Annotated in this window: 34 protein-coding genes, 1 other RNA gene and 1 pseudogene; 15 read left to right on the forward strand and 21 right to left on the reverse strand. The window is 64.1% G+C overall.

Translation table 11 applies throughout. The features are described 5' to 3' along the window. Positions 1 to 11: 11 nt before the first annotated feature. Genes rplS through ACRECS_RS15655 form a run of 3 tightly spaced genes read right to left on the reverse strand, consistent with a single transcriptional unit; the run spans position 12 to position 1469 of the window. Positions 12 to 404: a 50S ribosomal protein L19 gene (rplS, locus tag ACRECS_RS15645; protein ID WP_431583881.1), complete on the reverse strand. Its 393-nt coding sequence runs from the start codon at positions 402 to 404 to the stop codon at positions 12 to 14. Position 405: 1 nt separating this feature from the next. Continuing rightward, positions 406 to 1137: a tRNA (guanosine(37)-N1)-methyltransferase TrmD gene (gene trmD, locus ACRECS_RS15650; protein ID WP_431583882.1), complete on the reverse strand. Its 732-nt coding sequence runs from the start codon at positions 1135 to 1137 to the stop codon at positions 406 to 408. Continuing rightward, positions 1134 to 1469, reverse strand: a complete 336-nt coding sequence (locus tag ACRECS_RS15655; protein WP_431583883.1) for a hypothetical protein — start codon at positions 1467 to 1469, stop codon at positions 1134 to 1136. Before ACRECS_RS15655 ends, trmD begins: the two co-directional genes overlap by 4 nt. 52 nt (positions 1470 to 1521) lie before the next feature. Here ACRECS_RS15655 and ACRECS_RS15660 point away from each other — a divergent pair, with 52 nt between their 5' ends. Beyond that, on the forward strand, positions 1522 to 2427 hold the full coding sequence (locus tag ACRECS_RS15660; RefSeq protein ID WP_431583884.1) for an NAD(P)/FAD-dependent oxidoreductase: 906 nt from the start codon (positions 1522 to 1524) through the stop codon (positions 2425 to 2427). Here ACRECS_RS15660 and ACRECS_RS15665 read toward each other — a convergent pair. From ACRECS_RS15665 to ffh, 4 genes and pseudogenes are all read right to left on the reverse strand, one after another. Next, complete coding sequence (locus ACRECS_RS15665; protein ID WP_431583885.1) at positions 2417 to 3190, reverse strand: metallophosphoesterase family protein; 774 nt, start codon at positions 3188 to 3190, stop codon at positions 2417 to 2419. The two genes, ACRECS_RS15660 and ACRECS_RS15665, sit on opposite strands and share 11 nt — an antisense overlap. Next, complete coding sequence (gene rimM / locus ACRECS_RS15670; RefSeq protein WP_431583886.1) at positions 3145 to 3621, reverse strand: ribosome maturation factor RimM; 477 nt, start codon at positions 3619 to 3621, stop codon at positions 3145 to 3147. The genes ACRECS_RS15665 and rimM overlap by 46 nt, the downstream gene beginning before the upstream one ends. A 188-nt stretch (positions 3622 to 3809) precedes the next feature. Then, positions 3810 to 4286, reverse strand: a pseudogene (gene rpsP / locus ACRECS_RS15675) (30S ribosomal protein S16); the annotation flags it as partial. Between the two features lie 38 nt (positions 4287 to 4324). Further along, positions 4325 to 5824, reverse strand: a complete 1500-nt coding sequence (ffh, locus tag ACRECS_RS15680; protein ID WP_431583887.1) for a signal recognition particle protein — start codon at positions 5822 to 5824, stop codon at positions 4325 to 4327. Positions 5825 to 6116: 292 nt separating this feature from the next. Here ffh and ACRECS_RS15685 point away from each other — a divergent pair, with 292 nt between their 5' ends. Further along, entirely contained in the window at positions 6117 to 7748 is a 1632-nt protein-coding gene (locus ACRECS_RS15685) for a putative bifunctional diguanylate cyclase/phosphodiesterase (protein WP_431583888.1), read from the forward strand. Here ACRECS_RS15685 and ACRECS_RS15690 read toward each other — a convergent pair. Continuing rightward, positions 7723 to 8301 (reverse strand): DUF924 family protein, encoded by a 579-nt coding sequence (locus tag ACRECS_RS15690; protein ID WP_431583889.1) that lies wholly within the window; start codon positions 8299 to 8301, stop codon positions 7723 to 7725. The two genes, ACRECS_RS15685 and ACRECS_RS15690, sit on opposite strands and share 26 nt — an antisense overlap. On the opposite strand from ACRECS_RS15690, the gene mtaB reads away from it, so the two are divergent. Genes mtaB through ACRECS_RS15705 form a run of 3 tightly spaced genes read left to right on the forward strand, consistent with a single transcriptional unit; the run spans position 8300 to position 11123 of the window. Beyond that, complete coding sequence (gene mtaB / locus ACRECS_RS15695) at positions 8300 to 9559, forward strand: tRNA (N(6)-L-threonylcarbamoyladenosine(37)-C(2))-methylthiotransferase MtaB (RefSeq protein ID WP_431583890.1); 1260 nt, start codon at positions 8300 to 8302, stop codon at positions 9557 to 9559. The two genes, ACRECS_RS15690 and mtaB, sit on opposite strands and share 2 nt — an antisense overlap. Next, positions 9556 to 10488 carry a signal recognition particle-docking protein FtsY gene (gene ftsY / locus ACRECS_RS15700; protein ID WP_431583891.1) on the forward strand — a complete coding sequence of 311 codons (933 nt, stop codon included), beginning with the start codon at positions 9556 to 9558 and terminating at the stop codon, positions 10486 to 10488. The genes mtaB and ftsY overlap by 4 nt, the downstream gene beginning before the upstream one ends. Then, positions 10485 to 11123: a septation protein A gene (locus tag ACRECS_RS15705; RefSeq protein WP_431583892.1), complete on the forward strand. Its 639-nt coding sequence runs from the start codon at positions 10485 to 10487 to the stop codon at positions 11121 to 11123. Before ftsY ends, ACRECS_RS15705 begins: the two co-directional genes overlap by 4 nt. Before the next feature lie 180 nt (positions 11124 to 11303). Here the strand turns inward: ACRECS_RS15705 and ACRECS_RS15710 are convergent, their stop codons facing one another. Both ACRECS_RS15710 and pspF read right to left on the reverse strand, forming a co-directional pair. Next, complete coding sequence (locus ACRECS_RS15710) at positions 11304 to 11912, reverse strand: superoxide dismutase (RefSeq protein WP_431583893.1); 609 nt, start codon at positions 11910 to 11912, stop codon at positions 11304 to 11306. Between the two features lie 229 nt (positions 11913 to 12141). Next, positions 12142 to 13200, reverse strand: a complete 1059-nt coding sequence (gene pspF / locus ACRECS_RS15715) for a phage shock protein operon transcriptional activator (protein WP_431583894.1) — start codon at positions 13198 to 13200, stop codon at positions 12142 to 12144. A 187-nt stretch (positions 13201 to 13387) separates the two neighbouring features. Here pspF and ACRECS_RS15720 point away from each other — a divergent pair, with 187 nt between their 5' ends. The 10 genes from ACRECS_RS15720 to ACRECS_RS15765 all read left to right on the forward strand — a co-directional run bounded on the left by ACRECS_RS15720 (position 13388) and on the right by ACRECS_RS15765 (position 17141). Further along, on the forward strand, positions 13388 to 13537 hold the full coding sequence (locus tag ACRECS_RS15720; protein WP_431583895.1) for a hypothetical protein: 150 nt from the start codon (positions 13388 to 13390) through the stop codon (positions 13535 to 13537). 114 nt (positions 13538 to 13651) lie between these two features. Next, positions 13652 to 14317, forward strand: a complete 666-nt coding sequence (gene pspA / locus ACRECS_RS15725; RefSeq protein WP_431583896.1) for a phage shock protein PspA — start codon at positions 13652 to 13654, stop codon at positions 14315 to 14317. 1 nt (position 14318) lies between these two features. Then, complete coding sequence (gene pspB / locus ACRECS_RS15730; protein ID WP_431583897.1) at positions 14319 to 14585, forward strand: envelope stress response membrane protein PspB; 267 nt, start codon at positions 14319 to 14321, stop codon at positions 14583 to 14585. A 1-nt stretch (position 14586) separates the two neighbouring features. Further along, the gene (gene pspC / locus ACRECS_RS15735; RefSeq protein ID WP_431583898.1) at positions 14587 to 14967 is read left to right on the forward strand and encodes an envelope stress response membrane protein PspC; all 381 of its coding nucleotides are present in this window, start codon (positions 14587 to 14589) and stop codon (positions 14965 to 14967) included. Positions 14968 to 15005: 38 nt separating this feature from the next. Continuing rightward, a complete protein-coding gene (locus tag ACRECS_RS15740) occupies positions 15006 to 15305 on the forward strand; it encodes a hypothetical protein (protein ID WP_431583899.1) in 300 nt (99 codons plus the stop codon). Positions 15306 to 15320: 15 nt separating this feature from the next. Then, on the forward strand, positions 15321 to 15650 hold the full coding sequence (locus ACRECS_RS15745; RefSeq protein WP_431583900.1) for a hypothetical protein: 330 nt from the start codon (positions 15321 to 15323) through the stop codon (positions 15648 to 15650). A 12-nt stretch (positions 15651 to 15662) separates the two neighbouring features. Further along, complete coding sequence (locus ACRECS_RS15750) at positions 15663 to 15935, forward strand: hypothetical protein (protein WP_431583901.1); 273 nt, start codon at positions 15663 to 15665, stop codon at positions 15933 to 15935. 190 nt (positions 15936 to 16125) lie between these two features. Next, positions 16126 to 16398 carry a hypothetical protein gene (locus ACRECS_RS15755; RefSeq protein WP_431583902.1) on the forward strand — a complete coding sequence of 91 codons (273 nt, stop codon included), beginning with the start codon at positions 16126 to 16128 and terminating at the stop codon, positions 16396 to 16398. Between the two features lie 17 nt (positions 16399 to 16415). Next, positions 16416 to 16658: a hypothetical protein gene (locus ACRECS_RS15760; protein WP_187763282.1), complete on the forward strand. Its 243-nt coding sequence runs from the start codon at positions 16416 to 16418 to the stop codon at positions 16656 to 16658. A 72-nt stretch (positions 16659 to 16730) separates the two neighbouring features. After that, on the forward strand, positions 16731 to 17141 hold the full coding sequence (locus ACRECS_RS15765) for a SufE family protein (protein WP_431583945.1): 411 nt from the start codon (positions 16731 to 16733) through the stop codon (positions 17139 to 17141). Here the strand turns inward: ACRECS_RS15765 and ACRECS_RS15770 are convergent, their stop codons facing one another. The 11 genes from ACRECS_RS15770 to ACRECS_RS15820 form a co-directional block, all read right to left on the reverse strand. Beyond that, complete coding sequence (locus tag ACRECS_RS15770) at positions 17142 to 17564, reverse strand: hypothetical protein (RefSeq protein WP_431583903.1); 423 nt, start codon at positions 17562 to 17564, stop codon at positions 17142 to 17144. Between the two features lie 68 nt (positions 17565 to 17632). Next, entirely contained in the window at positions 17633 to 17932 is a 300-nt protein-coding gene (locus ACRECS_RS15775; RefSeq protein ID WP_431583904.1) for a hypothetical protein, read from the reverse strand. Positions 17933 to 17943: 11 nt separating this feature from the next. Next, positions 17944 to 18489 carry a J domain-containing protein gene (locus tag ACRECS_RS15780; protein WP_431583905.1) on the reverse strand — a complete coding sequence of 182 codons (546 nt, stop codon included), beginning with the start codon at positions 18487 to 18489 and terminating at the stop codon, positions 17944 to 17946. Positions 18490 to 18534: 45 nt separating this feature from the next. Next, positions 18535 to 20520 (reverse strand): hypothetical protein, encoded by a 1986-nt coding sequence (locus tag ACRECS_RS15785; RefSeq protein ID WP_431583906.1) that lies wholly within the window; start codon positions 20518 to 20520, stop codon positions 18535 to 18537. A 63-nt stretch (positions 20521 to 20583) separates the two neighbouring features. Further along, positions 20584 to 21234 (reverse strand): YoaK family protein, encoded by a 651-nt coding sequence (locus ACRECS_RS15790; protein ID WP_431583907.1) that lies wholly within the window; start codon positions 21232 to 21234, stop codon positions 20584 to 20586. A 73-nt stretch (positions 21235 to 21307) separates the two neighbouring features. Then, an RNA gene (gene rnpB, locus ACRECS_RS15795) (RNase P RNA component class A) lies at positions 21308 to 21672 on the reverse strand. 10 nt (positions 21673 to 21682) lie between these two features. Next, positions 21683 to 22372, reverse strand: a complete 690-nt coding sequence (locus ACRECS_RS15800; protein WP_431583908.1) for an N-acetylmuramoyl-L-alanine amidase — start codon at positions 22370 to 22372, stop codon at positions 21683 to 21685. Then, the gene (locus ACRECS_RS15805; RefSeq protein ID WP_431583909.1) at positions 22369 to 23265 is read right to left on the reverse strand and encodes a DMT family transporter; all 897 of its coding nucleotides are present in this window, start codon (positions 23263 to 23265) and stop codon (positions 22369 to 22371) included. The genes ACRECS_RS15800 and ACRECS_RS15805 overlap by 4 nt, the downstream gene beginning before the upstream one ends. Positions 23266 to 23306: 41 nt before the next feature. Beyond that, entirely contained in the window at positions 23307 to 24128 is an 822-nt protein-coding gene (locus ACRECS_RS15810; protein ID WP_431583946.1) for a CheR family methyltransferase, read from the reverse strand. A gap of 68 nt (positions 24129 to 24196) precedes the next feature. Further along, a complete protein-coding gene (locus tag ACRECS_RS15815; protein ID WP_431583910.1) occupies positions 24197 to 25276 on the reverse strand; it encodes a chemotaxis protein CheB in 1080 nt (359 codons plus the stop codon). A gap of 13 nt (positions 25277 to 25289) precedes the next feature. Then, positions 25290 to 25655, reverse strand: a complete 366-nt coding sequence (locus ACRECS_RS15820) for a response regulator (RefSeq protein WP_431583911.1) — start codon at positions 25653 to 25655, stop codon at positions 25290 to 25292. Between the last annotated feature and the right edge of the window lie 38 nt (positions 25656 to 25693).

Here is a 25693-nt window from a genome sequence, read left to right on the forward strand (position 1 = left end):
GTCGCGCCAGATTACTCGGCGGCGACGGTGCCCTTGGCCGGACGCGTGTCGCGACGCTCGGCGATACGCGCCGACTTGCCGGTGCGGCCACGCAGATAATAGAGCTTCGCACGACGCACGGCGCCCTTGCGGACGACTTCGATCGAATCGATGTTCGGCGAATAGAGCGGGAAGACGCGCTCGACGCCCTCACCGAATGAAATCTTACGCACGGTGAAGTTCGACCCCATGCCCTTGTTCGAGCGCGCGATGCACACGCCCTCATAGTTCTGAACGCGGGTGCGTTCGCCTTCGACCACCTTCACGCCGACCTTCAGCGTATCGCCGGGGCGGAATTCAGGGATTTTCTTCGCCTCGAGGAACTTGGCGATATTCTCGGCTTCGATCGTCTGGATGAGATTCATCTCATTCGTCCTTCGTCTTCGCGTGCGCGCCAGAGGGCGACTGAACCCGAGCACCGATATGGCGCTCCCAAAGGTCCGGCCGCCTTAGCCGTGTCTCGGTCTCGGCCATCGACTTTCGCCAGGCCGCGATCCTCGCATGATCCCCCGATCGCAGCACTTCGGGGATCGTGCGCCCTTCCCACATCGGTGGTCGGGTGTAATGCGGGTATTCAAGCAGCCCCGTTTCGAAGCTCTCGTCCACACCGCTGGAAGCCGCGCCCATTACGCCGGGAAGCAGCCGAATGCAAGCGTCGAGCAACACCAGCGCCCCCATCTCCCCGCCCGACAGGATATAGTCGCCGATCGACACCTCCTCGACGCCGCGCGCGTCGAAGATACGCTCGTCAAATCCCTCGAACCGCCCGCACAGGATCGTGACGCCGGGGCCCTCGGCGAGCTGCCGGACCCGCGCCTGGCTGAGCGGCGCACCGCGCGGGGTCATGGCGAGGATCGGCCGGTCGCGAGGCACGCTGTCGATCGCCGCGGCGAGCACATCGACCCGCAGCACCATCCCTGCCCCGCCCCCGGCCGGCGTGTCGTCCACGGTACGATGCTTGTCGATCGCGAAGTCGCGGATATTGACCGCGTCGAGCGTCCATTTGCCCTCGCCCAGCGCGCGGCCGGCCAGCGACAGGCCAAGCGGTCCGGGAAACATTTCCGGATAGAGCGTCAGAATGGTTGCAGCGAAGGTCATGCGTCTTTCCAGGCTCTGACGATGGCGCGCGATATCAGCCAGGCGACCGGAACGCCGATCGGAATCGCGAGATAAAAGACGAATAGCATGAACACGCCACCCAGTTCACCGCTACAGGACAATTGGTGCGGATCGCAAGGCGCCCGGAACAGCACATCACGGCAAAACATATAGCCAAACGGCAGCATCGCCACCGCCGATGCCGCGAGCGTCACGAGCCAGAACCGCGCGCACAGTCCAAACAGGCACAAGATCAGCGTAGCCATCGCGGCAATGATCACCGACGGGATCGCAATAAAAGCGACCACGATGGCGAGGAGCAGGACCAGCATTTTGTTACGCCTATCGAGGAACCTTCGCTCTCGCCAGCACTTGAATAGAATAATGGACGATTGCATCATCATCGGCGCGGGCCCGGCGGGGCTGACCGCGGCGATCTACCTCGCCCGATTCCACCTTTCGACCCGGCTGTTCGACTGCGGCAGCAGCCGGGCCGCATTGATTCCCCGCACGCAAAACCATGCGGGCTATCCAGGCGGCATCAAGGGCAGCGACCTGCTCACGCTGATGCTGGAACAGGCGGAGAGCTTCGGTGCGCGGCGCGAGACTGCCGCAGTGACCGCGATCGTGCCGATTGCCGACGGATTCGAAGTCTTGGTCGATGATACCATCTTCCGCGCGCGCAGCGTGTTGCTGGCAACCGGCGTGGTGAACCATCGACCCGATATGCCCATCGCCGCGCATGACGATGCGCTGGCGCGCGGCCTGCTGCGCTATTGCCCGATCTGCGATGGCTATGAAGTGACGGACAAGCGTGTCGGCGTGATCGGCACCGGCGATCACGGCATGCGCGAAGCCCTGTTCCTGCGTGGCTTCACCACTGACGTGATGCTGATCGCGCCGGGTGCAACGCATGATCTGGACCAGCAATGCCGCGCAAGGCTGGATGCCGCGGGCATCGCTTATGTTGATGGCCCCTGCGCGCCGATCCGCATCGCGGGCGACGAGATCATCGTGACAACGGCTGCAGGCGAGCAGGTCTTCGACAGCATCTACCCCGCGCTCGGTTCGCATATCCGGTCGGAACTGGCGGTGGCGGCAGGGGCTCGTGCCTCGAAGGACGGGTGCCTGGAGGTCGATGCACATCAACGCACCAGCGTCCCGGGCCTGTTCGCGGCCGGCGATGTGGTGAAAGGGCTGGACCAGATCAGCCATGCGATGGGCGAGGCTGGCGTCGCGGCAACCACGATCCGCAACCTGCTCGACGAACAGCGCCCGATCAGGCGCTGAGGCGCCCCCTACTCAGCGCCTGGGCCCAGTCTTCGCGTCCTTCGCGCGCCGCCTTGGCTGCGGCGGCTTCATGGTCATAGTCGACCGCAACGAACTCGATTCCGCCATGCTCGATAATCGCATAGCGTGCCCGCGGGTCGCCGACCTCGACACGGTACGGCCAGGGGCGGTCGTCATCGAATGCCTGCAGGCCGACGCTGCCGGGATTGGCGACGATCCGCCCGTCGGCAAGCGTGACGGCACGCGGCAAATGGGTATGACCGCAGAGCAGGAAGGCCTCAGGGCGCGCGCCAGTTCGCGTAACGATCTCGTCGTCGTCGGCCTCGCGCATCCCGGCCGGCCCGACGCTGTGCAGGAAATGCTCGATATCGCTGGCGGGCGTGCCGTGACACATGAAAATCTCGGGCGACCAGGCCAGCGTCGCGGGCTGGGCGGCGATCCAGGTCATATGCCGCTCACTCAGCACATCGTGCGCATGAAGGTCGCTTGCGCCCATTCGTTCGCGCTTGAGCGTCAGCAACTGCCGTTCGTGATTGCCGGCGATGGTCGACCAATCCTTGCGCATCAACCGCTCGGCGGTCTCAACCGGCCAGAGCGGCCCCGACAGGCTATCGCCAAGGTTGAGGAACACATCGCACCCGCGCCGCTCGGCAGCCGCAATCACCGCCTCAAGCGCGGGCAGATTGCCATGAATGTCGGACAGGACGGCAATGCGGCTCAGGAGATGAAGTCCTCGGCCACGACCAGCCGCGCGCCATCCCATTCGGGCACGGCATCGACGTTCATCGGCACCATGAAGCGCTTGCCGCCATCACGCTCGATCTCGATCACGTCGCCAGCGCCGAAATCGTCGATCGCCACAACCGTGCCGAGCGCCTCACCGCCAGCGGAAAATGCCGGCAGGCCGAGCAGGTCGGCATGATAATATTCACCCTCGGCGAGCGGCGGCAGCGCCGAGCGCGGGACGGTGAGTTCGGTCCCACGCATCGCCTCGGCGGCATTGCGATCGGTCACCTCGGCGATGCGCGCGATCGTGCCGTTGCTGCCATGGCGCGTCGACTTGAGCGTCAGCGCGCCATTGTTGAAGCTTTTGTACGACGTCAGGTCCTCGGTGAAGACTTTCAGCCGCACCTCCCCCGTCACGCCGTGTGCGCCGATGATGACGGCAAGCGTGACGGGGCGGTCGGTGGACATCAGCCCTCGGCAGGCTTCTGTGCGGATTCACCCTCGACGGCATCGACGCTGTCACCGGCGTCGCTGTTCGGCGTCGCCTCGTTGACGGCAGCCGGTGCTTCTTCAGCAGCAGGCGCCTCTTCGGCGGCCGGTGCTTCAACCGCAGGAGCTTCTTCCGCGGTCGCTTCAACCACGGCTTCGGCTTCCGGCGTCGGCTCTTCGGTCGCGGCTTCGACCTCAGCGGCGATCACTGCCTCGGCTTCTTCATTGCTGTCGGCAACTGGTGCTGCCTCGGGCTCAGGAGCCGGCGCCGGAGCGGCGGCTGCCGCTGCTGCGGCTTCCTCGGCTTCTGCTGCCTTGGTCGCACGCTCTTCGGCGCGCTCGGTGGCCTTCTCGCCCGGCTTCGCTTTGTTCGGGTTGTTGCGTGCAGGGCGCTCGCGCACGCCGGCGACGTCGAGGAAGCGCGCAACGCGATCGGTCGGCTGTGCGCCGACGCTCAGCCAATGCTTCGCACGGTCGGCGTCGAGCTTGACGCGCTCGGGCGAATCCTTCGCAAGCAGCGGGTTGTAGGTGCCGAGCTTCTCGATGAAGCGGCCGTCACGCGGGCTGCGCGCATCGGCTACGATGATCTTGTAATAAGGGCGCTTCTTGGAGCCGCCACGCGACAGACGAATGCTGAGTGCCATTGTAATTGTCTTCCTTGATTGATCGAATGTTGATCGGGTTATTTTTTCTTGTTGAGCAGATTTTCAAAACCGGGAGGCAGCTTGGCCTGACCGCCGCCAAGGCCGGGGAGCCCGCCACCGCCAGCGCCGCCGAGCATGTTGCCGAGGCCGCCCAGGCCACCGGCACCACCGGCGCCACCCATGCCGCCGCCGCCCATGCCGCCTTTGCCGAACATCGCCGCCATGCCCTTCAAGCCGCCCATCTTGCGGATCTTCTTCATCGCGGTGGACATTTCGAGATGCATTTTCAGCAGCTTGTTGACGTCCTGCACAGTCGTCCCGCTGCCCTTGGCGATGCGGATCTTGCGCTTGGCGTTGATCACCTCCGGCTTGGTGCGCTCTTTTTGCGTCATCGACGTGATCATTGCGTCCATGCGCAGCAGGATACGTTCATCGACCGCGCCCGAGGTCATCGCCGCCTGGGCTTTTTTCATGCCGGGGATCATGCCAGCGAGCGCGCCGAGGCCGCCCATGCGGCGCATCTGTGCGAGCTGATTACGCAGATCGTCCATGTCGAACTGGCCCTTGGCCAGTTTCGCCGCCATCTTCTCGGCGTCTTCCTGCTGGATGACTTCCGCCGCGCGCTCGACCAGGCCGACCACGTCGCCCATGCCGAGAATGCGGCCGGCGACCCGGCTGGGATGGAATGCCTCAAGCGCGTCGAGCTTTTCGCCCATGCCGGCGAACTTGATCGGCTTGCCGGTAACCGCGCGCATCGACAGCGCCGCACCGCCGCGCGCGTCGCCGTCCATGCGGGTCAGCACCACGCCGGTCAGCGGCACCTGGTCGGAGAAGCTCTTCGCGACGTTGACCGCGTCCTGGCCGGTCAGCGCATCGACGACGAGCAGGATTTCGGCTGGCTTCGCGACGTCAGCGACGGCGCGCATCTCGTCCATCAGCGCCTGATCGACGTGGAGGCGGCCCGCAGTATCGAGCATCAGGACGTCATAGCCCTGCAGCTTGGCGGCCTGCAGTGCGCGCCGCGCGATATCGACCGGCTGCTGGCCCTGCACGATCGGCAGCGTCGCGACCTCGGCCTGAGTGCCAAGCGTCGCAAGCTGTTCCTGTGCATTCGGGCGATTGACGTCGAGCGACGCCATCAGCACTTTCTTGCGCTCGCGGCCCGCCAGACGCTTGGCGATCTTCGCTGTGGTGGTGGTCTTGCCCGAGCCCTGCAGGCCGACCATCATGATCACTGCCGGCGGGGTGACCCCCAGTTCCAGCTCGGACGAATCCGAGCCGAGCATCTCGACCAGCGCATCATTGACGATCTTGACGACCTGCTGCCCCGGCGTGACCGAGCGCAGCACATTCTGGCCGACCGCGAGTTCAGTGACCTTGTCGACGAAATCGCGCGCCACTGGCAGCGCGACATCAGCCTCGAGCAGGGCAACGCGAACCTCGCGCATCGCTGCGCGCACGTCCGCCTCGGTCAGCGCACCGCGCCCCCGCAGTCGATCGAACACACCGCCAAGGCGGTCGCTCAGGCTTTCAAACATCAACAAACTCCGTTGCCGATCGCGGCCATCCCCGGCAAAACGCAAGAAACGCCGGCGGACGAAACCTCGTCAGCCAGCGTATGACCGTCCCTAATGGTGGACGGTGCCCCTGCGTCAGTGCGGGAACGGGTGGGCCTATACGCGGCGCTGCCCGCAAAGGCAACCCATGCACATTGGCCATGCACATTGGCCATGCACATTGGCCATAGGCGCCAGCCCCAGCTTAACGTCTTCTACACCCGATCCGTGACATGAGAATGCCCTGCAGGAACATGAATTGGGGCACACCGGCATGGCGCTGGATTCAAGCGAAGAGATTACCGAAACGCCGATTTCGGCCCGGCGCGAATTGCTGAGCGGCGCAATCACGGTTGCCGCGATCCTGCTGTTCGTCGGCACCGGCAGCGCCGTGCTGTCGAGCACTCTGAAGCATTATTTCGCCGGCGGCGGCGGCACTGATCAGACCCTGGTCATCGCCCTGCTGCTGAATGTCGCCCTGATCCTGTTCGGCTGGCGGCGCCACCGTGAGCTGAGCATCGAGGTGACAATCCGCGCCGCCGCCGAAGAACGCGCACAGCAACTCGCCTCAAAGGACCCGCTGACCGGCTTCCTCAACCGCCGCAGCCTCGCCGAGGAAGGCGCCGCCATGTTCGTGCGCGCCGAACGCCGGCAAAAGGCGATGGCGATGCTGATGCTCGACCTCGACCATTTCAAGACGGTCAACGACATGCACGGCCACGCCATCGGCGATGCGCTGCTGCGCCAGGTCGCGGTCGAGATCGCCTCGGCAATGCCCTCGATCGCGCTCACCGCGCGCTTCGGCGGCGACGAATTCGCCTGCGCCTTCCTGTTCGATCCGGCGCATCCCGACACGGTCGAGCGGATCGCCGAAAAACTGATCAGCCGCCTCGCCCAGCCTTTCCATGCCGAGGGCCTGCAGCTCCATATCAGCGCCTCGGTCGGCGTCGCGCGGTCGGATTTCGATTGCGCCAGCATCGATGCACTGATGCGCTCCGCCGATATCGCAATGTATGCGGCGAAGAATTCGGGCCGCAACCGCTATGCCTGGTTCGACCTGTCGATGGAGCGCGAACTACAGGCGCGCAACGAGCTGGAAAGCGGCCTGCGCGCCGCGATTCCACGGCTGGAAATCGTGCCTTATTTCGAACAGCAGATCGACCTGACCACCGGCCGGCTCGGCGGGTTCGAGGTGCTTGCGCGCTGGGAACACCCGACCCGCGGCCTGATCGTGCCCGACAAGTTCATCCCGATCGCCGAGGAAACCGGCATGATCGCCGATCTGTCGCTGTCGATCATGCGCCAGGCGTTCGTCGCGGCGAAGGACTGGGATCCCGGCCTGTCGCTGTCGGTCAACATCTCGCCCTGGCAGCTCAAGGATGCCTGGCTGGCGCAGAAGATCATCAAGGTGCTGACCGAAACCGGCTTCCCGGCCAGCCGGCTGGAGATCGAGATCACCGAAAGCTCGCTGTTCGACAATCTCGCTTTGGCGCAGTCGATTGTGGGTTCATTGAAGAATCAGGGCATTCGCCTCGCGCTCGACGATTTCGGTACCGGCTATTCCTCGCTCGCGCATCTACGCGCCCTGCCGTTCGACCGGATCAAGATCGACAAGAGCTTCGTGATGTCGATCAACGACAATTCGGAAAGCGCCGCGATCGTCAATGCGATCACCCGGCTCGGCGACAGCCTCAACCTGCCGATTACCGCAGAAGGGATTGAGGATGCCTCGATCGAGGAGCGGCTGCGCGCGCTGGGCTGCTCAAAGGGCCAGGGCTATCTTTATGGCCGGCCGCTGAGTGTCGCCAATGTGCGGCGACTGCTGGCCGAGAAAAGGCTGCTGCGTCATGCCTTGCCACTTGAGACCAAACCCGCCGCGGTCACCAACCAGCGTCTGGCTGGCTGAGATAGTCCAGTTCCTCGGGCGTCGACTCGCGCCCGAGCGCGGCATTGCGTGACGGGAAGCGGCCGAAGCGGGCGATCACCGCTTCATGTTCGCGCGCATAGGTCAAATTCTCCTCATCCCCCAGCCGTTCGAACCACATGAGGCTCTTGGCCTGAACCGCCCGATCCTCGCTGTGCATCATCGGCATGTAGAGAAAGGCGCGGCGCTCGACCGGCAACCCATCGTCCCAGGCAAGGATGATCGCGCGTTTGGTCAGTTTGAGTGCCAGCGCATCGGCCGCAAACGCCCCCGCCGTGCCGCGGTGAATGTTACGGGAGAATTGATCGAGCAGGATGATGGCGGCAAGCAGCGTGTCCGGATCGTTGCCCCAGCCCGCCGCGTCGCTCGCCACCACCCGCTCGCGCAAGGCGCCGAACCGCTCGGCAATAGTGCGATCGAGCGCCTCGTCCCGGGCGAAACGCTTCTCGGGCGGCACGTCTTCGAACCAGAAGCGGAGCACGTCGTGAGCCGCGTCGTGGACTTCGCCCGGCTTCGCACCTAGATCACCGCTCATGTCCCATCTCCCCGGCCCCGTGGCTGAACCCCATATTGTCAGTCTGGGCTGCCGCTTGAACATAGCGGAGAGCGAAACGATCCGTGCATTGGTCGACGGGCGCGATATGGTCGTCGTCAACAGCTGCGCCGTGACCAACACTGCGGTGCGACAGACGCGCAACGCGATCCGCCGCGCGCGTCGTGATCGACCCGGTGCGCAGATCGTCGTCACCGGCTGCGCCGCGCAGATCGACCCGGCGGGATTTGCCGCCATGCCCGAGGTCGACCGGGTAATCGGCAATGCCGAGAAACTCTCAGCGGAAGCTTGGCAAGCCTACGATCCGGTGGTGGTGGGCGACATCATGCAGGTGCGCGAGACCGCCCCTCACCTCGGCACCGGGTTTGCCGCCCATGCCCGCGCCTTTGTCGAGGTGCAGAATGGCTGCGACCATCGCTGTACCTTCTGTGCGATCCCCTATGGCCGCGGCAATAGCCGCTCAGTGCCGGCGGGCGCAGTGATCGACCGGATCGCCGGGCTGGTCGACGCCGGTCACCGCGAGGTCGTGCTGACCGGGGTCGATCTCACCAGCTATGGCCCCGACCTGCCCGGCGCGCCGAGCCTCGGCCTGCTGGTCGAGCGCATCCTGCGCCATGTCCCCGCGCTTGAGCGGCTCCGTTTGTCGTCGCTCGACTCGATCGAGATCGACGACCGGCTGTTCGAGCTGATCACTGGCGAGGCGCGGATCATGCCGCATGTGCATCTCTCCTTTCAGGCAGGTGACGACATGATCCTCAAGCGGATGAAGCGCCGTCACAATCGCGCGCAATCGGTGGCGGCGGTCGCGCGGCTCAAGGCGGCGCGTCCCGAGATCGCGATCGGCGCTGACCTGATCGCCGGCTTCCCGACTGAAACCGAGGCGATGTTCGCCAATACATTGGCGCTGATCGACGATTGCGACGTGGTTCATGCGCACATCTTCCCCTATTCGCCGCGCACGGGCACGCCGGCGGCCAGGATGCCGCAGGTCACCGCCGATGTGCGCAAGGCACGCGCGGCGTTGTTGAGAGCGGCTGGTGAGCGACGCCGTTCGGCATGGCTCCAGGGGCTGGTCGGAACGACGCAGACGGTGCTGGTGGAACGCCCCGGCGATCGCGGGCATTCGCCACATTTCGCAGAAATACGCTTTCCCCTCCCCGTTCGCACTGCGGTGGGACGTGTGGCTTCGATCCTCATCACAGCAAGCGATGGCAAGACATTGACCGGAATTCCCGCATGAGCACCAATAGCTGGCACGAAAAACTGCTTGGCGGCTTCAAACGCACCTCGGACCGCCTGCTCGGCAATCTCGCCGGGCTCGGCGCGGCGCGGCTCGACGACGCGACGCTCGACGATATCGAGGAAGCGCTGATCGCCTCCGACCTCGGTCCCGAAACGTCAGCACGAATCCGCGCCCGCCTCACTGAGGGGCAGTATGAGCGCAATATGGAGGAGCTCGGCATCCGCCTGGTTGTCGCCGAGGAAATCGAGAAGGTGCTGGCCAGAGTCGCCAAGCCGCTCGAGATCGAGGCGTTCCCGCGCCCGCAGGTGATCCTGGTCATCGGCGTCAACGGATCGGGCAAGACAACCACCATCGCTAAGCTCGCGCATCTGCTGATGGAGCAGGATTATGGCGTGATGCTCGCCGCCGGCGACACGTTCCGGGCCGCCGCGATCGGCCAGCTTGCGACCTGGGCCGAACGTGTCGGCGTGCCGATCATCAGCGGCAAGGAAGGCGGCGACGCGGCTGGGATCGTCTATGAGGCGGTCAAGCAGGCGACCGCGACCGGCATCGACGTGCTGATCGTCGACACCGCCGGGCGGCTGCAGAACAAGCGCGAGCTGATGGACGAACTGTCCAAGATCCGCCGCGTGCTTGGTCGGCTCAACCCGGCGGCGCCGCATGACGTGGTGCTGGTGCTCGACGCGACGACCGGGCAGAATGCGCTCAACCAGATTGAAGTGTTTCAGAAGGACGCCGGCGTGACCGGCCTGGTGATGACCAAGCTCGACGGTACCGCGCGCGGCGGCGTCCTGGTCGCGGCGGCGGAAAAATACGGCTTGCCGATCCATGCGATCGGCGTTGGGGAGAGCATGGGCGACCTGCGCCCGTTCGATGCGAACGAGGTTGCGCGGATCATCGCCGGTGTGGAAGGAGCGGTGAAATGACCAGTTCAACCCGTCCCAAGATCGGTGCCGGCCTGCGCCTTGCCATCGATATCGGCCCGCTCGCCGTGTTCTTCCTCGTCAACACGCTGGCCGGCGGCCCTGCGCTCGCCAAGCTGCTTGCTGCGACCGCCGCGTTCATGGTGGCAAGCGTGGTCGCGATGATCGTGTCGCGCGTGAAGACCGGCCATATCTCGCCGATGCTGTGGATTTCCGGCACGCTGGTGCTCGTGTTCGGCGGGCTGACGCTCTATTTCCACGACGGCACCTTCATCAAGATGAAGCCGACCTTCGTCTATTCGATGTTCGCCGCGACCCTCGCCTTCGGCCTGGCCACCGGCCGCCCCCTGCTGCAGCAATTGCTCGACACCGCCTATCCCGGCGTCGATGCCGCCGGCTGGCGCCAGCTGACGATCAACTGGGCGATCTTCTTCGTGTTCATGGCAGTGCTCAATGAGAGCGTGTGGCGCTACACCGCGCCGCTCAGCACTGACGATCCCGCCTTCTGGGCCGGGTTCAAACTGTGGGGCGCAGTGCCGCTGACGCTGATCTTCGCCTTTGCCAATGTGCCGATGCTGATGAAGCACGGCCTGAAGGTCGGTGAGGAAGAAACGCCGCCGATACCGCCCGAAGGCTGAAGGGCCGTACGACCGGGAGATATGGGACACCGGTAATGTCCCGTATCTCTGAGCCAGCGCCTTTGCTGGATCCAATAATATCGTTGTATATCAGTTATTTAATCCGATATCGGTTCATCAAGACAAACGAAAAGGGCCCCGGTTTCCCGAAGCCCCTCACCGTGTCGAGGATTAGTTGGATCAGCCGACCGCAGCGTCGTAGCGCTTGCCGGCCTCGTCCCAGTTCACCACGTCCCACCATGATTTCAGATAGGCGGCGCGGTCATTGCGATAAGTCAGGTAATAGGCGTGCTCCCACACGTCATTGCCGAGGATCGGGGTGCCCTTGTCCTTGGCGTCGTCCATCAGGGGATTGTCCTGATTGGGCGTGGAGGTGACCTTCAGCGCGCCCGACGTGTCGACGATCACCCAGGCCCAGCCCGAACCGAACTGGCCTGCGCCCTTGGTGTTGAATTCTTCCTTGAGCTTGTCGAGACCACCGAACGCCTCGATCGCCGCGGCCAGCTTGCCCGACGGCGTGCCGCCGCCCGGAGTCATGATCTTCCAGAAGAAGTCATGGTTCCAGAAACCACCGCCATTGTTGCGCACCAGCGGCGGCTGGGTCGAGATCACGGCGAGGATTTCCTCGATCGTCTTGCCGGCCAGCGCCGGGTCCTTCTCGACGCCCTCATTGAGCTTGTCGGTATAGGCCTTGTGATGCTTGTCGTGATGGAACTTCATCGTCTCTTCGTTGATGGTCGGCTCCAGCGCATCATAGGCGTAGGGCAGCGGGGGCAGTTCGAAAGCCATCGGTAAACTCCATCATCAAAGGGTGCCGCCCGTCCAACGAGCGTCGCGCGAGCTAGTTCAGTCAGCCGGCGGATTTTATCAATCGTTACGTGTAAAAAACGATCTTTTTCCTGATCCGGCACGGCCATCGGGCAAGGAGCGCGACGGCGCCCTCTAGATGGGAGGAGGGCCGCGAGGGACAAGACACGCACTGATCGGAAATGCCGATCACTGCGACGATCAAATTGCCTCAGTCGTCGCGGGATTGCCCGGCAGAGATCAGCCCGTGCCGCTTGAGCGCGTGGCGAAGCTGGTCATAGCTCAGCCCAAGCCCCTCGGCGGTCGACCGCTGGTTGAAGCGATGTTCGGCCAGCGCCTTGGCCAGCAGGTCGCGCTCGAACCGGGCGATGCGTGATTTGAAGTCGGATTCGACCTCGGCATTCCCCTCCGCCTCACGCGTTGCGGGCGGTCCGGCTTCTTCCGCGCCTTGAACGGCCGAAACGGGCACCGTCGCCGGACGCCGGGCGCTGGCGGGCTGATAGGGGGAGTGGAACGGATCGAACTCGATCGTCTCGATCGGCCCGCCCAGTTCCCAGCGATAGACCGCACGCTCGACGACATTGCGCAGTTCGCGGACATTGCCCGGCCATTGATAATCGACCAGCGCATCGATCGCCTGCGGACCGAACCCGGGCCAGTCGTCACGCCCCATCTCCGCCGCCATGCGCCGGCCGAAATGATCCGCCAGCACCATCACGTCGCCGGGACGCGCGCGGAGCGGCGGCAGCGTCACCACTTCGAAACTCAACCGGTCGAGCAAATCCGCACGGAATTGGTTGCGCTCGACCTTTTCGGGCAAATGCTCGTTGGTCGCAGCGACAATGCGGACATCGACCCGCAACGGCCGCGATGAGCCGATCCGCGTGATTTCGCCATATTCCACCGCGCGCAGCAGGCGTTCCTGCGCGCCCATCGACAAGGTGCCGAGTTCGTCGAGGAACAGCGTGCCGCCATCGGCTTCCTCGAAGCGCCCCACGCGCGCCTTGGTCGCACCGGTAAAGGCGCCTGCTTCATGTCCGAACAATTCGGCCTCGATCAGCGTCTCGGGCAACGCGGCGCAGTTCATCACCACCAGCGGTTGATCCCAACGCGGGCTGAGCCGATGAAGCCGCTCGGCGACCAGTTCCTTGCCGGTCCCGCGCTCGCCGATGACCAGCACCGGCCGGTCGAGCGCGGCGGCACGGCTCGCGCGCTCGAGCACGTCGAGAAACTCGGTCGACTGACCAATGACCTGAGTGGTGCGCTCCATGCCCAACGCTTGGCGTAAATTCCCAAGCCTTGGCAAGATATAAAATGAGACGCTGAACGAAATGACAGAAAAAGGGCGGATTTACGTCGATTTCGAAACTGGCACGGCTCCTGCAATGCTCTGAGCAACCGCTGATGGGCGGCACCAGTCAACGCCTCAACAGGGCCCAAGTTTAGGAAATTTCGCCATGAATAACGAGTATAACCCCCGCAACGCCCGCCACACCGTCGCAGCGATCGTCTGCACCATCGTCTGCAGCTCGGCGTTCGTGCTCAGCGCGGTTGCTCCGGCCCAGGCCGTGACCGCCCCCACTCATCAGATCGCCGCTCGCGCCTAATCCGGGCGGCGCTGCCGGGGTGGTCCAACGCCCCTTGCATCATCCCGGCACCCCTTTCTTCCAGTCAATCGGCCCAGTATCCCGGCCAGCGTATCTTCTAAGGAGTTTCTTCCGATGGGCATTTTCTCCCGCACGCGCGACATCATCGCGGCGAACTTCACCGACCTGCTCGACAAGGCGGAAGACCCGTCGAAGATGATCCGCATGATCATCCTCGAAATGGAGGAAACCCTGGTCGAGGTTCGCGCCTCTGCCGCGCGCACCATCGCCGATCAGAAGGAAATGCGCCGCCATATCTCGAAGCTGAACACGCTGCAGGAAAGCTGGACCGAAAAGGCCGAGCTGGCATTGTCGAAGGACCGTGAGGACCTCGCCAAGGCAGCCCTGGTCGAACGCCAGAAGGCAGCCGACATGGCCGACCAGCTCGGTGCCGAGATCGGCGTGCTTGACGATGCGCTGCGCGCTTCGGAAGAGGATATCGCCAAGCTGCAGAACAAGCTGCGCGAGGCACGGACCCGGCAGAACTCGATCGTCACCCGGCTGGAAAGCGCCAACAACCGCTTCAAGCTGCGCGACATGTATGCCGGCCCCAAAATCCAGGACGCGTTCTCGCGCTTCGAGGTGATGGAACGCCGCGTCGACTTCGCCGAAGGCCGTGCCGATGCGCTCAGCCTGGGTGCGCCGAAGAGCCTGGACGAGGAAATCGCCGAGCTAAGGTCAGCCGAAAAGGTCGATGCCGATCTCGCCGCGCTGAAGGCTCGCATGGGTAAGGACGGCTGAGATGGAAGGCTTCATCGTAGCAATCTCGATCGTATCGGTCGTCATCGGGCTGCCCTGGCTGATCCTCCATTATATTACACGGTGGAAGACGGCGCCCAAGATCACGCAGGAGGATGAGAAGCTGCTTGACGAGATGCATTATCTCGCCCGCCGCCTCGAAGACCGGCTCAACACCGTCGAACGCATCGTTGCCGCCGACAATCCCGACTGGAAGCCCGGCCTGCCGAGCGCGCCCAGCTCCGATTACGAAATCACCAGGAGGAACTGAAATGTCCGCCAGCCGCACCAAATTCTATCTCGACAAGCAGAACCGCAAATGGCTCGGCGTCTGCTCCGGGATCGCCGATTATACCGGGGTCGATGTCACCTGGGTCCGGATCGGCACCGTCGTCCTGACCATGGCCGGTGGCTTCCCCTGGACTCTGATCGCTTACTGGCTGGCCGCCTGGATGGCCGATGCCAAGCCTTACGGCCTGTACGACACGCCGGAGGATGCGAAATTCTGGCAAGGTGTGCGCTCGAACCCGAAGCGCTCCACCGCCGAAGTCCGCTCGACCTTCCGCGATATCGACCGCCGGCTCGCCGACATCGAGATGCACTATACGAGCCGCAACAGCCGGCTCGCCAACGAGATCGACAGCCTGCGCTAAGGCGCAGATCGATCCGGGGCTGATCAGGGAGAACGACAATGAGTTGGGGTGGACCGGGTTTCGTGATCGCGCTGGTCGCGATCTCAACCGCCGGATGGATCATCAACAACTGGATCCGTGCCCGTCACGGCTATCCGATGGAAGATGAATGGTCGGGCAAGAAGAGCCATCGCACGGACGTGGCGGCCGACGCCGAACGCAAGATCGGCCTGCTCTCGGGCGAGAATGAGCGCCTGACCGGACAGATCAGCCGCCTGGAGGAACGGATCGCCGTCCTCGAACGCATCGCCACCGACCCTGCCGATCGCACTGCCCGCGAAATCGACTCACTGCGCTGACATAGGAATACGATCATGAATGTATCTCAGTTCATCCCGGTCATCTCCGCCATCGGCCCGATCATCGCGATCGTGTCAGTCGCCGGCGTGCTGGGCTGGGTGTTCACCACCTGGATGCGCATCCGCCACGGCTATCCGCTGGACGGGGGATGGGGCCAGGCGATCTATCCCAAGACCGACCAGGAATCGGTCGAACGCATCCGCCTGCTCAGCCAGGAAAATGGCCAGCTGCGCGCCGAGATCGGCTCGATCAAGGACCGGCTCGCCAATGTCGAACGGATCGTCACCGACGGCGCGCACAGCCTTGATCGCGAGATCGAAAGCCTGCGCACCAAGGCGAACTGAGGAGCAACGACAATGAATCTCGCGCTGTTGATCCCCATTCTCGGCATTTCCTGCGGTCTGTTCGCGATCATCGGCGGCGTCTTCATCAAGCCCTGGTTCGCTTACAAGAACCGCCAGATGGAGCTCGAGGCCAAGATGATCGCTGAAAAAGCAGCGCAATACGCCTCGCAGACCAGCAGCCTGGAACAACGTGTCCGCGTGCTGGAACGTATCATCACCGATCGCGGCATCGAACTCGCCGATGAAATCGACCGGCTGCGCGACGACAGCGCGCCGCTCAACTGAACTCTCGTGAAAGGAACCAAGAAGTGCTTATCGTCTTCGCAGTGTTCGCCGTCATCGCCGGTGTCGGCGTGTATCTGACCGAACGTGTCGACCGCCCGTTGCGCCGCCAGGAACGCGAAGCCCGCAACGTCCAGTAATCGGCCGGCGGTGATCCGCAGCTCCAAAAACTAGAAAACGACGGAGACTCCCCATGAATCCATTTGAAATGGTCGTCCTGATCGTGATCGTGGTCACGATCGGCAAAGTGCTCCAGGCCCGTTTCGGCGGTGTACGCAACAAGCGTGGACATGAATTCGGCCCGGGGCGCGACGACGGCGCGACCGAAAACGAAAACCGGCGACTGCGCGAGGAACTCACGGCGATGAAAGATCGCCTCGCGGTTCTCGAACGCCTCGCCACGGACAGCAACGACAGCGGCGCCCGTCTCGATCGCGAGATCGAGAAGCTCCGCGATCGTCCTTAACCCAAGGAGCAGGGATCATGAACGATCCAAACTTCTACATCATCTTGTCCGCCGCGGCGCTGGCCGGGCTCGGTATGCTGACCCTGGCGGCCCTTAACGGCTGGCGCGGCTGGCTTGCCCTCAAGCAGCAGGAACTTCGGGCGCACGGGGAATTCCATCCCGCCGCCCCGGTACCGAACGCAAGCGCCCGGATCGAGATCGCGGACCTCAAGGAACGCATCCGCAAGCTCGAAGCGATCGCCGCCGGCGTGGATCTCTGAAGACCGTCCCGTTCCCCGGCGGCCGGGGAACGGGAGGTTGGCATGGCGGGCCACCAAGCTATAGCCGTCGCCATGGCCAGCCTTTCCGACCTGCAAGACGAATATAGCTTCCTCGATGCCGATGATCGGTATCGCCTGTTGATCGACCTGGGCCGCACGCTCGAGCCGATGCCGGAAGCCCTCAAGACCGATGCGACCATGGTTCGAGGCTGTTCCGCCTCGGTTTGGGTCTACCCCATGGTGCGCGAGGACGGCACGCTGCACTTTCTCGCGGATTCGAATGCCGCCATCACCAAAGGCATTATCGCGCTGGTGTTGCTGACGGTGCAGGACATGTTGCCGGCGGCGATCCTCGCCACCGACATCGGGCGCGAACTCGCCCCGTTCGACCTGAAGAATCAGCTCAGTTCGAACCGCACCCAGGGAATTCCGAACATGATCGCGCTGATCGTCGAAACCGCGCGGCGTTATGCCGCGGGCTGATCAGCGAGCCGCGGCTGTCTTTGGCGGCGTGGGATAAGGCACGAATTCACCCAGGCCAACCGAACCACTCGACATCCGCGACGACCGATCAACCAGTTGTAGGATATCAATGCTGCAGAGCTGGCTGGAATGGGTGTTGCTGACGAGAATATCGTCATCATCGAGAAACGCCGCGCTGCCGTTTACCCGGTTGACGTAAAGCGTGCCGTTCCGGCCGGTATAGACGATTGCCGTCTTGTCGATGATCTCGCTCGACTGAATGTCGAGCAAGCGGATGCAATCCACTGGCTTTCCGGCGACGCGGCCGTCGAGCAGCTTGGCCAGCTTGGCTTCCGGGCTCAGTCGTTCGGCCTGAGCGACGCCGCCGGCCATCAGCCCGGTCGCGAGCGCCGCTCCGGCGAGAAGAAGGTGAATCGAGCGCATGCCAAAAACTCCTGTCATTATGTCGACTGGTAACATGGTCAGCCTGAACCATGGCTGACCGATGACCTTTATCCCTTAAGACGGAGTGCCGACACGATTTCCTCAATATCCTGACGGGCCGGGACGATCTTCCATTCTCCCGGATTGGCGCCATCGACTATCGTCACGGCGCCGCGCGGACAGACGCCCAGGCATTTGACTTCAACCACGCCGAACTTGCCTTTGCGTCCTTTGCCGACGCCAAGTTCCTTGCGCAGCGCCTTGGCCAGCGAGGTGCGCCCCTTGGGGCCAAATCCGCCATCGAGCCGCTTCGAACATTTCCGGCATACCAACAACGCTGTGGCCCAGTCGGAGCGCACCGATTTCACGCCCGCGCCTTTCAATCGGCCGGCTTCCACTCCCGCGCTTCCTCGGCGAGACGCAGCACTTCGTACGCAGCTTGAATCGCCTGAAAACGCCTCGCGGCCTCGGCATCGCCGGGGCGCAGATCGGGATGATTCTCCTTGGCGAGCTTGCGCCACGCCAACCGTATCGCAGTGAAATCGGCATCGGGGTCAAGTTCGAACAGTTCGAGCGCGCGCATCTCGTCGCGCGACCGGCTGCCGTCGCCCGGTCCAGCCCAGCCATGATGCCTGGATTCGGTATAGCCGTCGGCAGTCGCCCGCTCGGCCGCTTCACGCTCAGCGGCTTCCTCGGCGGTCAGCCCTTCGAAATAATTCCAGCCGCGATTATACTCACCGGCATGTTCCTGGCAGAAATACCAACGCTCCGGGCTGTTGGGCGATTTCGGCGCGGGGCAATTGCCCGGCTCCTCGCAGCCATGCCGGTCGCACAGCCGTACGGTGGTCGCCTCACTGCCTGCCGTGCCGTAGCCACGCCAGCGCGGGAAACCCCAGTCGACCGATCGAGAAGAAGAACGCGCCATCGCCGCACGACATAGGCTGCGCGCGCGAGAGCGCAACCCGGGGCGTCAGTTTAGGATCTGGAACTTCACACGCTGCACGCTACCGCCGCAGCCGAGCCCGCCATCGGGGCGGAAACTCTTCTCATATTTCGCGGTGGCGAGCGTTTGCTTTCCGGCCTTGGTGAAGACGAAGGGCGGATAAGAGACGATCGCACGTTCGTTGAGCACCTTGCCGTCGGCCGCGACGTCGAACTGCACTTGAGTCCAGCCCTCGAAGCCCCATTGCTGCGCTTCGACAGGAAAAGTGCCGCCGGCGTGCAGGAAGCGCGGTGGCGCATCGATCAGGGCGCATTGATTGGCCGCCAGGCCGGAGCTTGCGAATGCGGCGCGCGCCGCATCGACATTGCCATTCGCCTGCTCGAGCGACGCGAGCCGGACCAATGCACCGACGCGAAGCGGATGGTTGGCGGGCAGACCGGATTCGCCCCCGACCTGCTTCAGCACGGCGATCGCGCCTGCTTCATCGAAGCTTCGCAGAGTGTCGGCCAGCATCAACCGCCCGGCCGACAGCGCCTCGGGATTGTCGGCATAGGCCGGCGATGACAGCGCGGTCATTGCGGTACGAGCAACAGTCCTGGGCTTCCAGCTTTCGGCATGTGCCTTGGCCCAGGTCAGATGGTCGACCGCCAGCCGCGCCGCGCCCTTGACTCCATTGGCATCGAGAATCGACAGAGCGCGGGTCGCGGCGGCATAGCTTTCGTCCCGTGTCGCAACCGCGTTGTGCGCGATCGCATAGAGCAGCGGCACCAATGTGAGTGTATTTGGTCCTTCCGTCGCTTCAATTTTTGCGACCTCAGCCTTCAGCTTGGGAAAGGCAGCGGCTTCCGATCCGGCCTCGAACGCCGGCAGGGCTACCTTCTTCGCCGTCAGCCAGCGCACCAGTTCGCCATTGAGATAGTCGTCGATGGACGGTCGCGTGAAGGCGGTCGAGCAACGCAGTTCGACACGCGCGCGCGCCCGGAAAAATGCCGGCATTTCCTTCATCTGCTGGGGATTGAACGACCAGCCACGCGCCGCGCGCGCGAATTCGAGGGCAACCGCGCCGCCGCCGGCGGCATAGACCGGGTACGCGGCATGAACCACGCCGTCGTCAGCCACCGAAAATTCGACAACGGCAACATCGTCGGGCTTCAACCCGCCTTCACCACCGCAATCCGGCACTTTCATCTGTGAACCGGGGTCGAAACTGCCCTTGCTGAGGCGCCCGGCACCGGTCATCGCCATATAGCGACGCGCTTCCTCAGTCTTGCCGGCGAGCAGCGCCGCGATCGCATAATTGGACCGCGAGGCGACATCGTACAGATCGGTCTTCGATGTCAGACCGCCAAGCAGCTTGACCGACTCCCCGGCCTCCGCCTGCGCCGCGGCAAAATTGCCCTGGTTCAACAGCAATTGGCTTTTGACCCGCTTCAGTATCGCCCTGCTCCTGGCCTCAATCGTCAGCGGCGCGATAAACGCCTCCGCCCGAGCCATATCCCGCGCTGCGGCATCGGGGTCGGTAAAGATTTCGGTGTCGATCAATCCACGGAACACGGCGATATGTTCTCCGGCATTCGGCGCAATCGCCTCTGCCCGCCGATAGGCATCAGCTGCACTGGCGTAATCGAGTGAGACTTCAGCGATCCGCGCCAGATTTGCCCAGGCCCTGAAGCGATCTTCCTGCAACGTCGCATCGTTCGCCGGCAAACCGGCAAGGCCGGTGCGCGCCACAGCGACCGCTTCGTCGTCACGCGACAATCCGATCAGCGCAGTGCTCTTGCGGACGGAAATGATCGCAAGGCTGCGCTTGTTGTTGGGAATGCGTTTCTCCAGCGCCTCCCATGCCGCCAACGCTTCGGCATGATTGCCCGCGTCCTGCAGTGCCGTCGCCGCGTCGAAATCCTGCTGCACGGTGCGCTTCGCGGAGATTGCCCGGGGTATGGATACCGGCCCGGATGTTGGCCCTGGAGTCGGCACTGCGGCCTGTGCCGCGATCAACAGAATTCCCAGCATCAGTCCCACCTTTGTTACGCTGCCGGATATACCCTATGGTCGGCACGCAACACCAGCGGCGTTTCAGTCGGATTGACTGCGTATCCGCTCGCCGAAGATAAGGAGAGCGGCGAGCAGCAACACCGCCGGCGCGGCGACCACGATCCCGCCATGACGGAGCGCCAATACGGCCCCTGCTACAGCGCCGACGACCAGCGCGATCCACAAAGCGAGCCACGGCATCGCCTCATGTATCTGCCCCGCACCAGTCGCTGCTGCCGCCAAGCGCTCACCAATCCGCGCCAGCGCGCCAGTCATATAGGTCACGCCGAAGCGAACCTCGCCATCCGCCATGAACACGGCATTCGCGCTGCCCATCGCAAGGACCATCAGCGGCGCGGCGGCCGCGGGTCGCCCCACCGCATGCAACACGGCGGCGGCGGCCAGAAGCAGCGCTTCGACCAGCAACAACAGGGTGGTGCGCTTCCTGCCGGCGCGCGCGCCAATGATATTGCCCGCAGCCACGCCCGTCACGAATAGCGCGACCAATCCCGCCGCGAAGCCGACCTCACGCCATGCGCCTTGCGCCACCGACACGGCGAGGCGAGTCGAATTACCGCTCATGAACGACACGAAGAACTGACCGATCGTTGTAAAGGCAACGGCATCGACAAAGCCGGCGACGCCGGCCAGCATCAGGGCAAGCGTCAATCCGGACCGGTCAAGCTGCGTCATGGCACCGCGATAGCAGCACCACCGCGTTCGATCCAAGCGGGTGTTTGCCGTTCCGCGCCAACTTCAGTGAAAAAATGCCAGAGGGTCTGTAAGCCGGGTTCTGTCCTCGCCCAAAGGCGATGTGCGACCATTCCTCTAGGCCCGCATTTGCATACGGGCTCAAGCAACCAACCCGGGCGACGAGCTGAAACAAAGCTCATGTGCCGCCCCTATTCGGTCTTGCTCCCGGTGGGGTTTGCCGTGCCGCCCCTGTTACCAGGCGCGCGGTGCGCTTTTACCGCACCCTTTCACCATGACGTGGCCGAAGCCGTCGCCGTCTGCTCTCTGTGGCACTGTCCCTGGGGTCACCCCCGCCGGGCGTTACCCGGCACCGTCGTTTCGTGGAGCCCGGACTTTCCTCGGCGTGCTTGCGCACGACGCGGCCGCCCAACCCTCTGGCGCGACGGCCTTACTCGTCCCCTTGCGGTTTTGGCAACAGCAGCGCGAGCAGGATGCAGCGGCACTCGCCGTCAATCTCGCCATCGATCAGTTCGGGGCGGAAGCGGCGCTGGAAAGCGACCACCGCGGCAAGCTTGTCGACGACGTCATAGCCGAAGCGTTCCAGCGCAAGCAGGAAGCCGGCATCGGTCCACCCCGGATCCATCAGGTTCTTCGAGGGCCGCGGCAGCGCGAGCCGGACCTTTGCCAGCCGCGCCCAGGGGAATAGTTCGCCCGGATCCTGCTTGCGCATCGGCGCGATGTCGGAATGACCGACGACATTGCCGCGCGTGATGCCGTGGCGTTCCTTGATCTCATGGACCAGCGGGATCAGCGCGTCGATCTGCTCCTCCGGGAAGGGACGATAGCCCCATTCATGCCCCGGATTGACGATCTCGATACCGATGCTCGCGCTGTTGACGTCGGTGATGTGCCGCCAGTGCGACTTGCCGGCATGCCAGGCGCGCTTGTCCTCCGCGACCATGCGCAAGATCGTGCCGTCTTCCTTGACCAGATAGTGCGCGGACACCTTGGCCTCCGGGTCGGTCAGCCGGGCGATCGCCGATTCCGCGTCATTCATGCCGGTATAATGCAGCACGATCATTGACACCGGCAGCGCCCGGTCATCGAAATTGGGTGACGGCGCTTCGATCATGCTCATGGCGTATCCCCTGCCCTTGCCGTCCGGATGGTGACGATCGCGACGCCCAGCATCGCGATTGCCCCACCGCTCAGCATAAGCACGGTCAGCGGCGTTCCGAAATACCAGGATGCGGCAAAGACCGTCACGACCGGCGCCGCCAGAGTCAGCGGCGTGACGATGCTGACCGGATGGCGCTGCAGCAGCCAGGACATCGATCCCTGTCCGATCACGGTCGATCCCAGCGCGGAGAATGCGATCCAGCCCAGGGTGTGCAGCGGCAGATCGGGGATCGCGCGCATCGCGGCGGGCTCGACGAACCAGGCCAGCGTGCCCAGCGTGATCGATCCCCAAAAGCCGATCCAGGCATAGATGGTCAGCACCGGCACCCCGATCAGATAGCGCTGGATCAGCGAACAGATCGCCCAGATGAAGCTGCCGATCGCGGTCAGCGCAATGCCGGGCAACTCGCGCGCGGCTGCGGGATCGAACACCAGCAGCAGCACCCCTGCGAAAGACAGCGCGATGCCGGCGATGCGCGGCAAGCGGATCCGTTCGCGAAACACCAGGATTGCGAGCAGCAACGAAAATGGCACGCCCAATTGTCCGGCGATCGCCAGCGCGCCGACATTGTCGGAAATGGCAAGCGACAGGTTGATGAAAATGTAGAAAATGCCGCCCGAGAGGATCCCGAGCACTGTCAGCAACCGCATCTTGCCCGGCACGATGCGAAGCGCGCTGCCGCATACCACAAGGACGATCAGCTGACGCAGAAATCCCGCGGTCAGGGGCGAGATTGCCGTCACCGCCATCTTCACGGCGATGACGTTCAGGCCCCATAATATGTTCATCACCAGCACGACCAGAAGGTCATGCGCGCCAAAGCTGACGGCTTTTGGTTGCGGGGCGGTCATCGCCGTCGCTTGCGGCGAGAGACCGGTAAAGTAAACCGCTCTCAGGCGCGCGCAGCAACACTGCAGGGCATGACGCCGGTCGGTTCATACAGGCCGCGATAGTCCGGCGACGGCCGGAAGGCGTCGGTCTGGCCGATCACCGTCTCGCCCGCACCGAGCACCAGCAAACCGCCCGGCCGCATGACCTGAGCAAGGCGGTCGAGCACCTGGGTGCGCAGCGTTGGCGAGAGATACAGCAGGACGTTACGGCACAGGATCACATCGAAACGCCCGATCGGCAGCGGATCGGCGACGAGGTTGAGGCGGCGAAACGAGATACGGCGGACCAGATCGGTCCGGGCGACCCAATCTTCACCAACCGTATCGAACCAGCGCATCATGCGTCGCACGGGCAGGCCGCGCTGTATCTCGAATTGCGAGAAACGCCCGGCGCGCGCGCGCGCAATCGCGCTTTCCGACACGTCGGTCGCGACGATCTCGGGCGATTGTACGCCTTTTGTATCTTCCTGCTCGGCGAACAGCATCGCCAGTGACAAGGGCTCCTGCCCCATCGAGCAACCGGCGGACCAGACGCGCAGGCGCCGTCCCGGGCTCTCGGCGCGCATCACGTCGAGCGCCGGGGGAATCATGTCGAGCACCGCCGCGTCGCGGAAGAACGAGCTTTCCTGATTGAGCAGCGCATCGACCACCTGGTCGGCGACCAGCGGATCACGTCCGTCGACGATCGCGCCGGCGAGTTGATCGAGCGTGGTCAGCCCACGTTCGCGCAGCACTGGTTTCAGCGCGGTTTCGATCCGCCATTCGCGATTGGCCGCAATTTGCTGCCCGGTGCGCTGTTCAAGCAAGGCGGCAAAGATATGCATCGCGCCGGTCGGCCGGACGGACGACAAGGGCGTGGCCGAGCGAGGACCGGGGGGCATGGGCAGCAGCATCAGGGCCGCCGCCGCATCGCGATCAGGCGACCGATCTCGTCCGGCGGCAGGATCGCATTGGCGCCGCCCGCACTGGCGATCGCGCCGGGCATGCCCCACACGACCGAACTCGCCTGATCCTGCACGACGACGCAGCCACCGGCGTCGGCCAGCCGCTTCGCGCCCTCGCTGCCGTCCCGGCCCATGCCGCTCAGCACGATCGCCAGCGCGCGCGGTCCATAGACCTCGGCCAGGCTTTCGAACATCGGATCGACCGAGGGCATGCATCCGCTTTTCACCGCTTCACGTGTCAGACGAACCGCCGCAGTCCCCTCGCCGAGATTGACCAGCCGGAGATGACCGTCACCCGGGGCAATCACCACCCGGCCCGGGCGAATGCGCAAGCAATCGGTGGCGACCTCGCACGGGCGCCCGGCGAGCACCGCCACTTGCGCCGCGAAATAGGGCATGAAGGATTCGGGCAGATGCTGGGTGATCAGGATCGGCAGCGGGAAGCTGACCGGAATCTCGCGCAGCAACAGGCTGAGCGCATGAATGCCGCCGGTCGACGCCCCGATCGCAACGATGTCGAAACCGCCGCTCTCGCTCCGCGCCGACACGGTCGGCATCACGTTGACCGCGACGTCGTCGATCTCGAGCAGGCGTGTCAGCTTGTCGGCCAACACCTCGGCAAAGCGGCCGGCAAAGGTGCCGACGCCCGGCTTCACCAGCGTATCCGCTGCACCCAGCGCCAGCGCCTGGACCGTCGCGGCGGCGCCCTCATCACAAGATGATGAAACCACCAGCACCTTCGCCCCGCTGCTCAGCGCGATCAGGTCGGGCAAGGCGGTGAGACCATCGATTCCCGGCATGTCGATATCGAGCAGGATCGCATCGATGTGATTGGTCTTGAGAAAGGCCATGGCGGCCTGCGCATTGGGCACCGATCCGGCCACCGCGAAACGGCGGCTGCCCTCGATCATGCGGCCGATCACCGCGCGCGCGACGGCCGAATCATCGACGATCAGGATGCGGGGTACGCGGCCGGCGCCGCGCGCATCGGCACGGGGCGGCTGGGCCTCGATGGGCGGGCTGTGCATGGCGGCGGCCGCGTCAGGCCATGCCGACGATCTGGAGCTTGCTTTCCAGCGTCTCGCGATCGAACGGCTTCATCACATATTCGTCGGCGCCGGCCTCAATCGCGGCACGGATATGCGCCATGCCGTTCTCGGTCGTGCAGAACACCACCTTGGGCCGGTGCGTCACGGCGCTGTCGCGCAGTGCGCGCAGGAAATCCATCCCGCTCATCACTGGCATATTCCAGTCGAGCAGGACCACATCGGGCGCTGAGGCCAGGCAGGAATCGAGCGCCTCGCGGCCGTCGCCGGCCTCCGACACGTTGAAGTTCAACGTTTCGAGAATGTGCCGGGCGACCTTGCGGATCACCTTCGAATCATCAACCACCAGACACGTCTTCATGTGCACATCCTGTCCCGCTCACGTCCCAGTTTGACGGA

Source organism: Sphingomonas sp. (assembly GCF_050725575.1).
Classification (GTDB): Bacteria; Pseudomonadota; Alphaproteobacteria; order Sphingomonadales; family Sphingomonadaceae; genus Sphingomonas.

Coding starts and splice junctions, on each gene's coding strand:
- pspF (WP_431583894.1), bottom strand. CDS start 13,200: ATGGAGCGCACCACTCAGGTCATTGGTCAGTCGACCGAGTTTCTCGAC.
- ffh (WP_431583887.1), bottom strand. CDS start 5,824: ATGTTTGAAAGCCTGAGCGACCGCCTTGGCGGTGTGTTCGATCGACTG.
- ACRECS_RS15810 (WP_431583946.1), bottom strand. CDS start 24,128: ATGCATATCTTTGCCGCCTTGCTTGAACAGCGCACCGGGCAGCAAATT.
- ACRECS_RS15815 (WP_431583910.1), bottom strand. CDS start 25,276: ATGCACAGCCCGCCCATCGAGGCCCAGCCGCCCCGTGCCGATGCGCGC.
- ACRECS_RS15685 (WP_431583888.1), top strand. CDS start 6,117: ATGGCGCTGGATTCAAGCGAAGAGATTACCGAAACGCCGATTTCGGCC.
- ACRECS_RS15740 (WP_431583899.1), top strand. CDS start 15,006: ATGAGTTGGGGTGGACCGGGTTTCGTGATCGCGCTGGTCGCGATCTCA.
- ACRECS_RS15665 (WP_431583885.1), bottom strand. CDS start 3,190: ATGGGATGGCGCGCGGCTGGTCGTGGCCGAGGACTTCATCTCCTGAGC.
- ACRECS_RS15750 (WP_431583901.1), top strand. CDS start 15,663: ATGAATCTCGCGCTGTTGATCCCCATTCTCGGCATTTCCTGCGGTCTG.
- ACRECS_RS15770 (WP_431583903.1), bottom strand. CDS start 17,564: ATGCGCTCGATTCACCTTCTTCTCGCCGGAGCGGCGCTCGCGACCGGG.
- ACRECS_RS15655 (WP_431583883.1), bottom strand. CDS start 1,469: ATGCTGGTCCTGCTCCTCGCCATCGTGGTCGCTTTTATTGCGATCCCG.
- rimM (WP_431583886.1), bottom strand. CDS start 3,621: ATGTCCACCGACCGCCCCGTCACGCTTGCCGTCATCATCGGCGCACAC.
- mtaB (WP_431583890.1), top strand. CDS start 8,300: ATGTCCCATCTCCCCGGCCCCGTGGCTGAACCCCATATTGTCAGTCTG.
- ACRECS_RS15805 (WP_431583909.1), bottom strand. CDS start 23,265: ATGACCGCCCCGCAACCAAAAGCCGTCAGCTTTGGCGCGCATGACCTT.
- ACRECS_RS15710 (WP_431583893.1), bottom strand. CDS start 11,912: ATGGCTTTCGAACTGCCCCCGCTGCCCTACGCCTATGATGCGCTGGAG.
- trmD (WP_431583882.1), bottom strand. CDS start 1,137: ATGACCTTCGCTGCAACCATTCTGACGCTCTATCCGGAAATGTTTCCC.
- ACRECS_RS15690 (WP_431583889.1), bottom strand. CDS start 8,301: ATGAGCGGTGATCTAGGTGCGAAGCCGGGCGAAGTCCACGACGCGGCT.
- ACRECS_RS15705 (WP_431583892.1), top strand. CDS start 10,485: ATGACCAGTTCAACCCGTCCCAAGATCGGTGCCGGCCTGCGCCTTGCC.
- ftsY (WP_431583891.1), top strand. CDS start 9,556: ATGAGCACCAATAGCTGGCACGAAAAACTGCTTGGCGGCTTCAAACGC.
- ACRECS_RS15785 (WP_431583906.1), bottom strand. CDS start 20,520: ATGCTGGGAATTCTGTTGATCGCGGCACAGGCCGCAGTGCCGACTCCA.
- pspB (WP_431583897.1), top strand. CDS start 14,319: ATGGAAGGCTTCATCGTAGCAATCTCGATCGTATCGGTCGTCATCGGG.
- ACRECS_RS15660 (WP_431583884.1), top strand. CDS start 1,522: ATGGACGATTGCATCATCATCGGCGCGGGCCCGGCGGGGCTGACCGCG.
- ACRECS_RS15745 (WP_431583900.1), top strand. CDS start 15,321: ATGAATGTATCTCAGTTCATCCCGGTCATCTCCGCCATCGGCCCGATC.
- ACRECS_RS15790 (WP_431583907.1), bottom strand. CDS start 21,234: ATGACGCAGCTTGACCGGTCCGGATTGACGCTTGCCCTGATGCTGGCC.
- rplS (WP_431583881.1), bottom strand. CDS start 404: ATGAATCTCATCCAGACGATCGAAGCCGAGAATATCGCCAAGTTCCTC.
- ACRECS_RS15800 (WP_431583908.1), bottom strand. CDS start 22,372: ATGAGCATGATCGAAGCGCCGTCACCCAATTTCGATGACCGGGCGCTG.
- ACRECS_RS15765 (WP_431583945.1), top strand. CDS start 16,731: ATGGCCAGCCTTTCCGACCTGCAAGACGAATATAGCTTCCTCGATGCC.
- ACRECS_RS15720 (WP_431583895.1), top strand. CDS start 13,388: ATGAATAACGAGTATAACCCCCGCAACGCCCGCCACACCGTCGCAGCG.
- ACRECS_RS15820 (WP_431583911.1), bottom strand. CDS start 25,655: ATGAAGACGTGTCTGGTGGTTGATGATTCGAAGGTGATCCGCAAGGTC.
- ACRECS_RS15760 (WP_187763282.1), top strand. CDS start 16,416: ATGAACGATCCAAACTTCTACATCATCTTGTCCGCCGCGGCGCTGGCC.
- pspC (WP_431583898.1), top strand. CDS start 14,587: ATGTCCGCCAGCCGCACCAAATTCTATCTCGACAAGCAGAACCGCAAA.
- ACRECS_RS15755 (WP_431583902.1), top strand. CDS start 16,126: ATGAATCCATTTGAAATGGTCGTCCTGATCGTGATCGTGGTCACGATC.
- pspA (WP_431583896.1), top strand. CDS start 13,652: ATGGGCATTTTCTCCCGCACGCGCGACATCATCGCGGCGAACTTCACC.
- ACRECS_RS15780 (WP_431583905.1), bottom strand. CDS start 18,489: ATGGCGCGTTCTTCTTCTCGATCGGTCGACTGGGGTTTCCCGCGCTGG.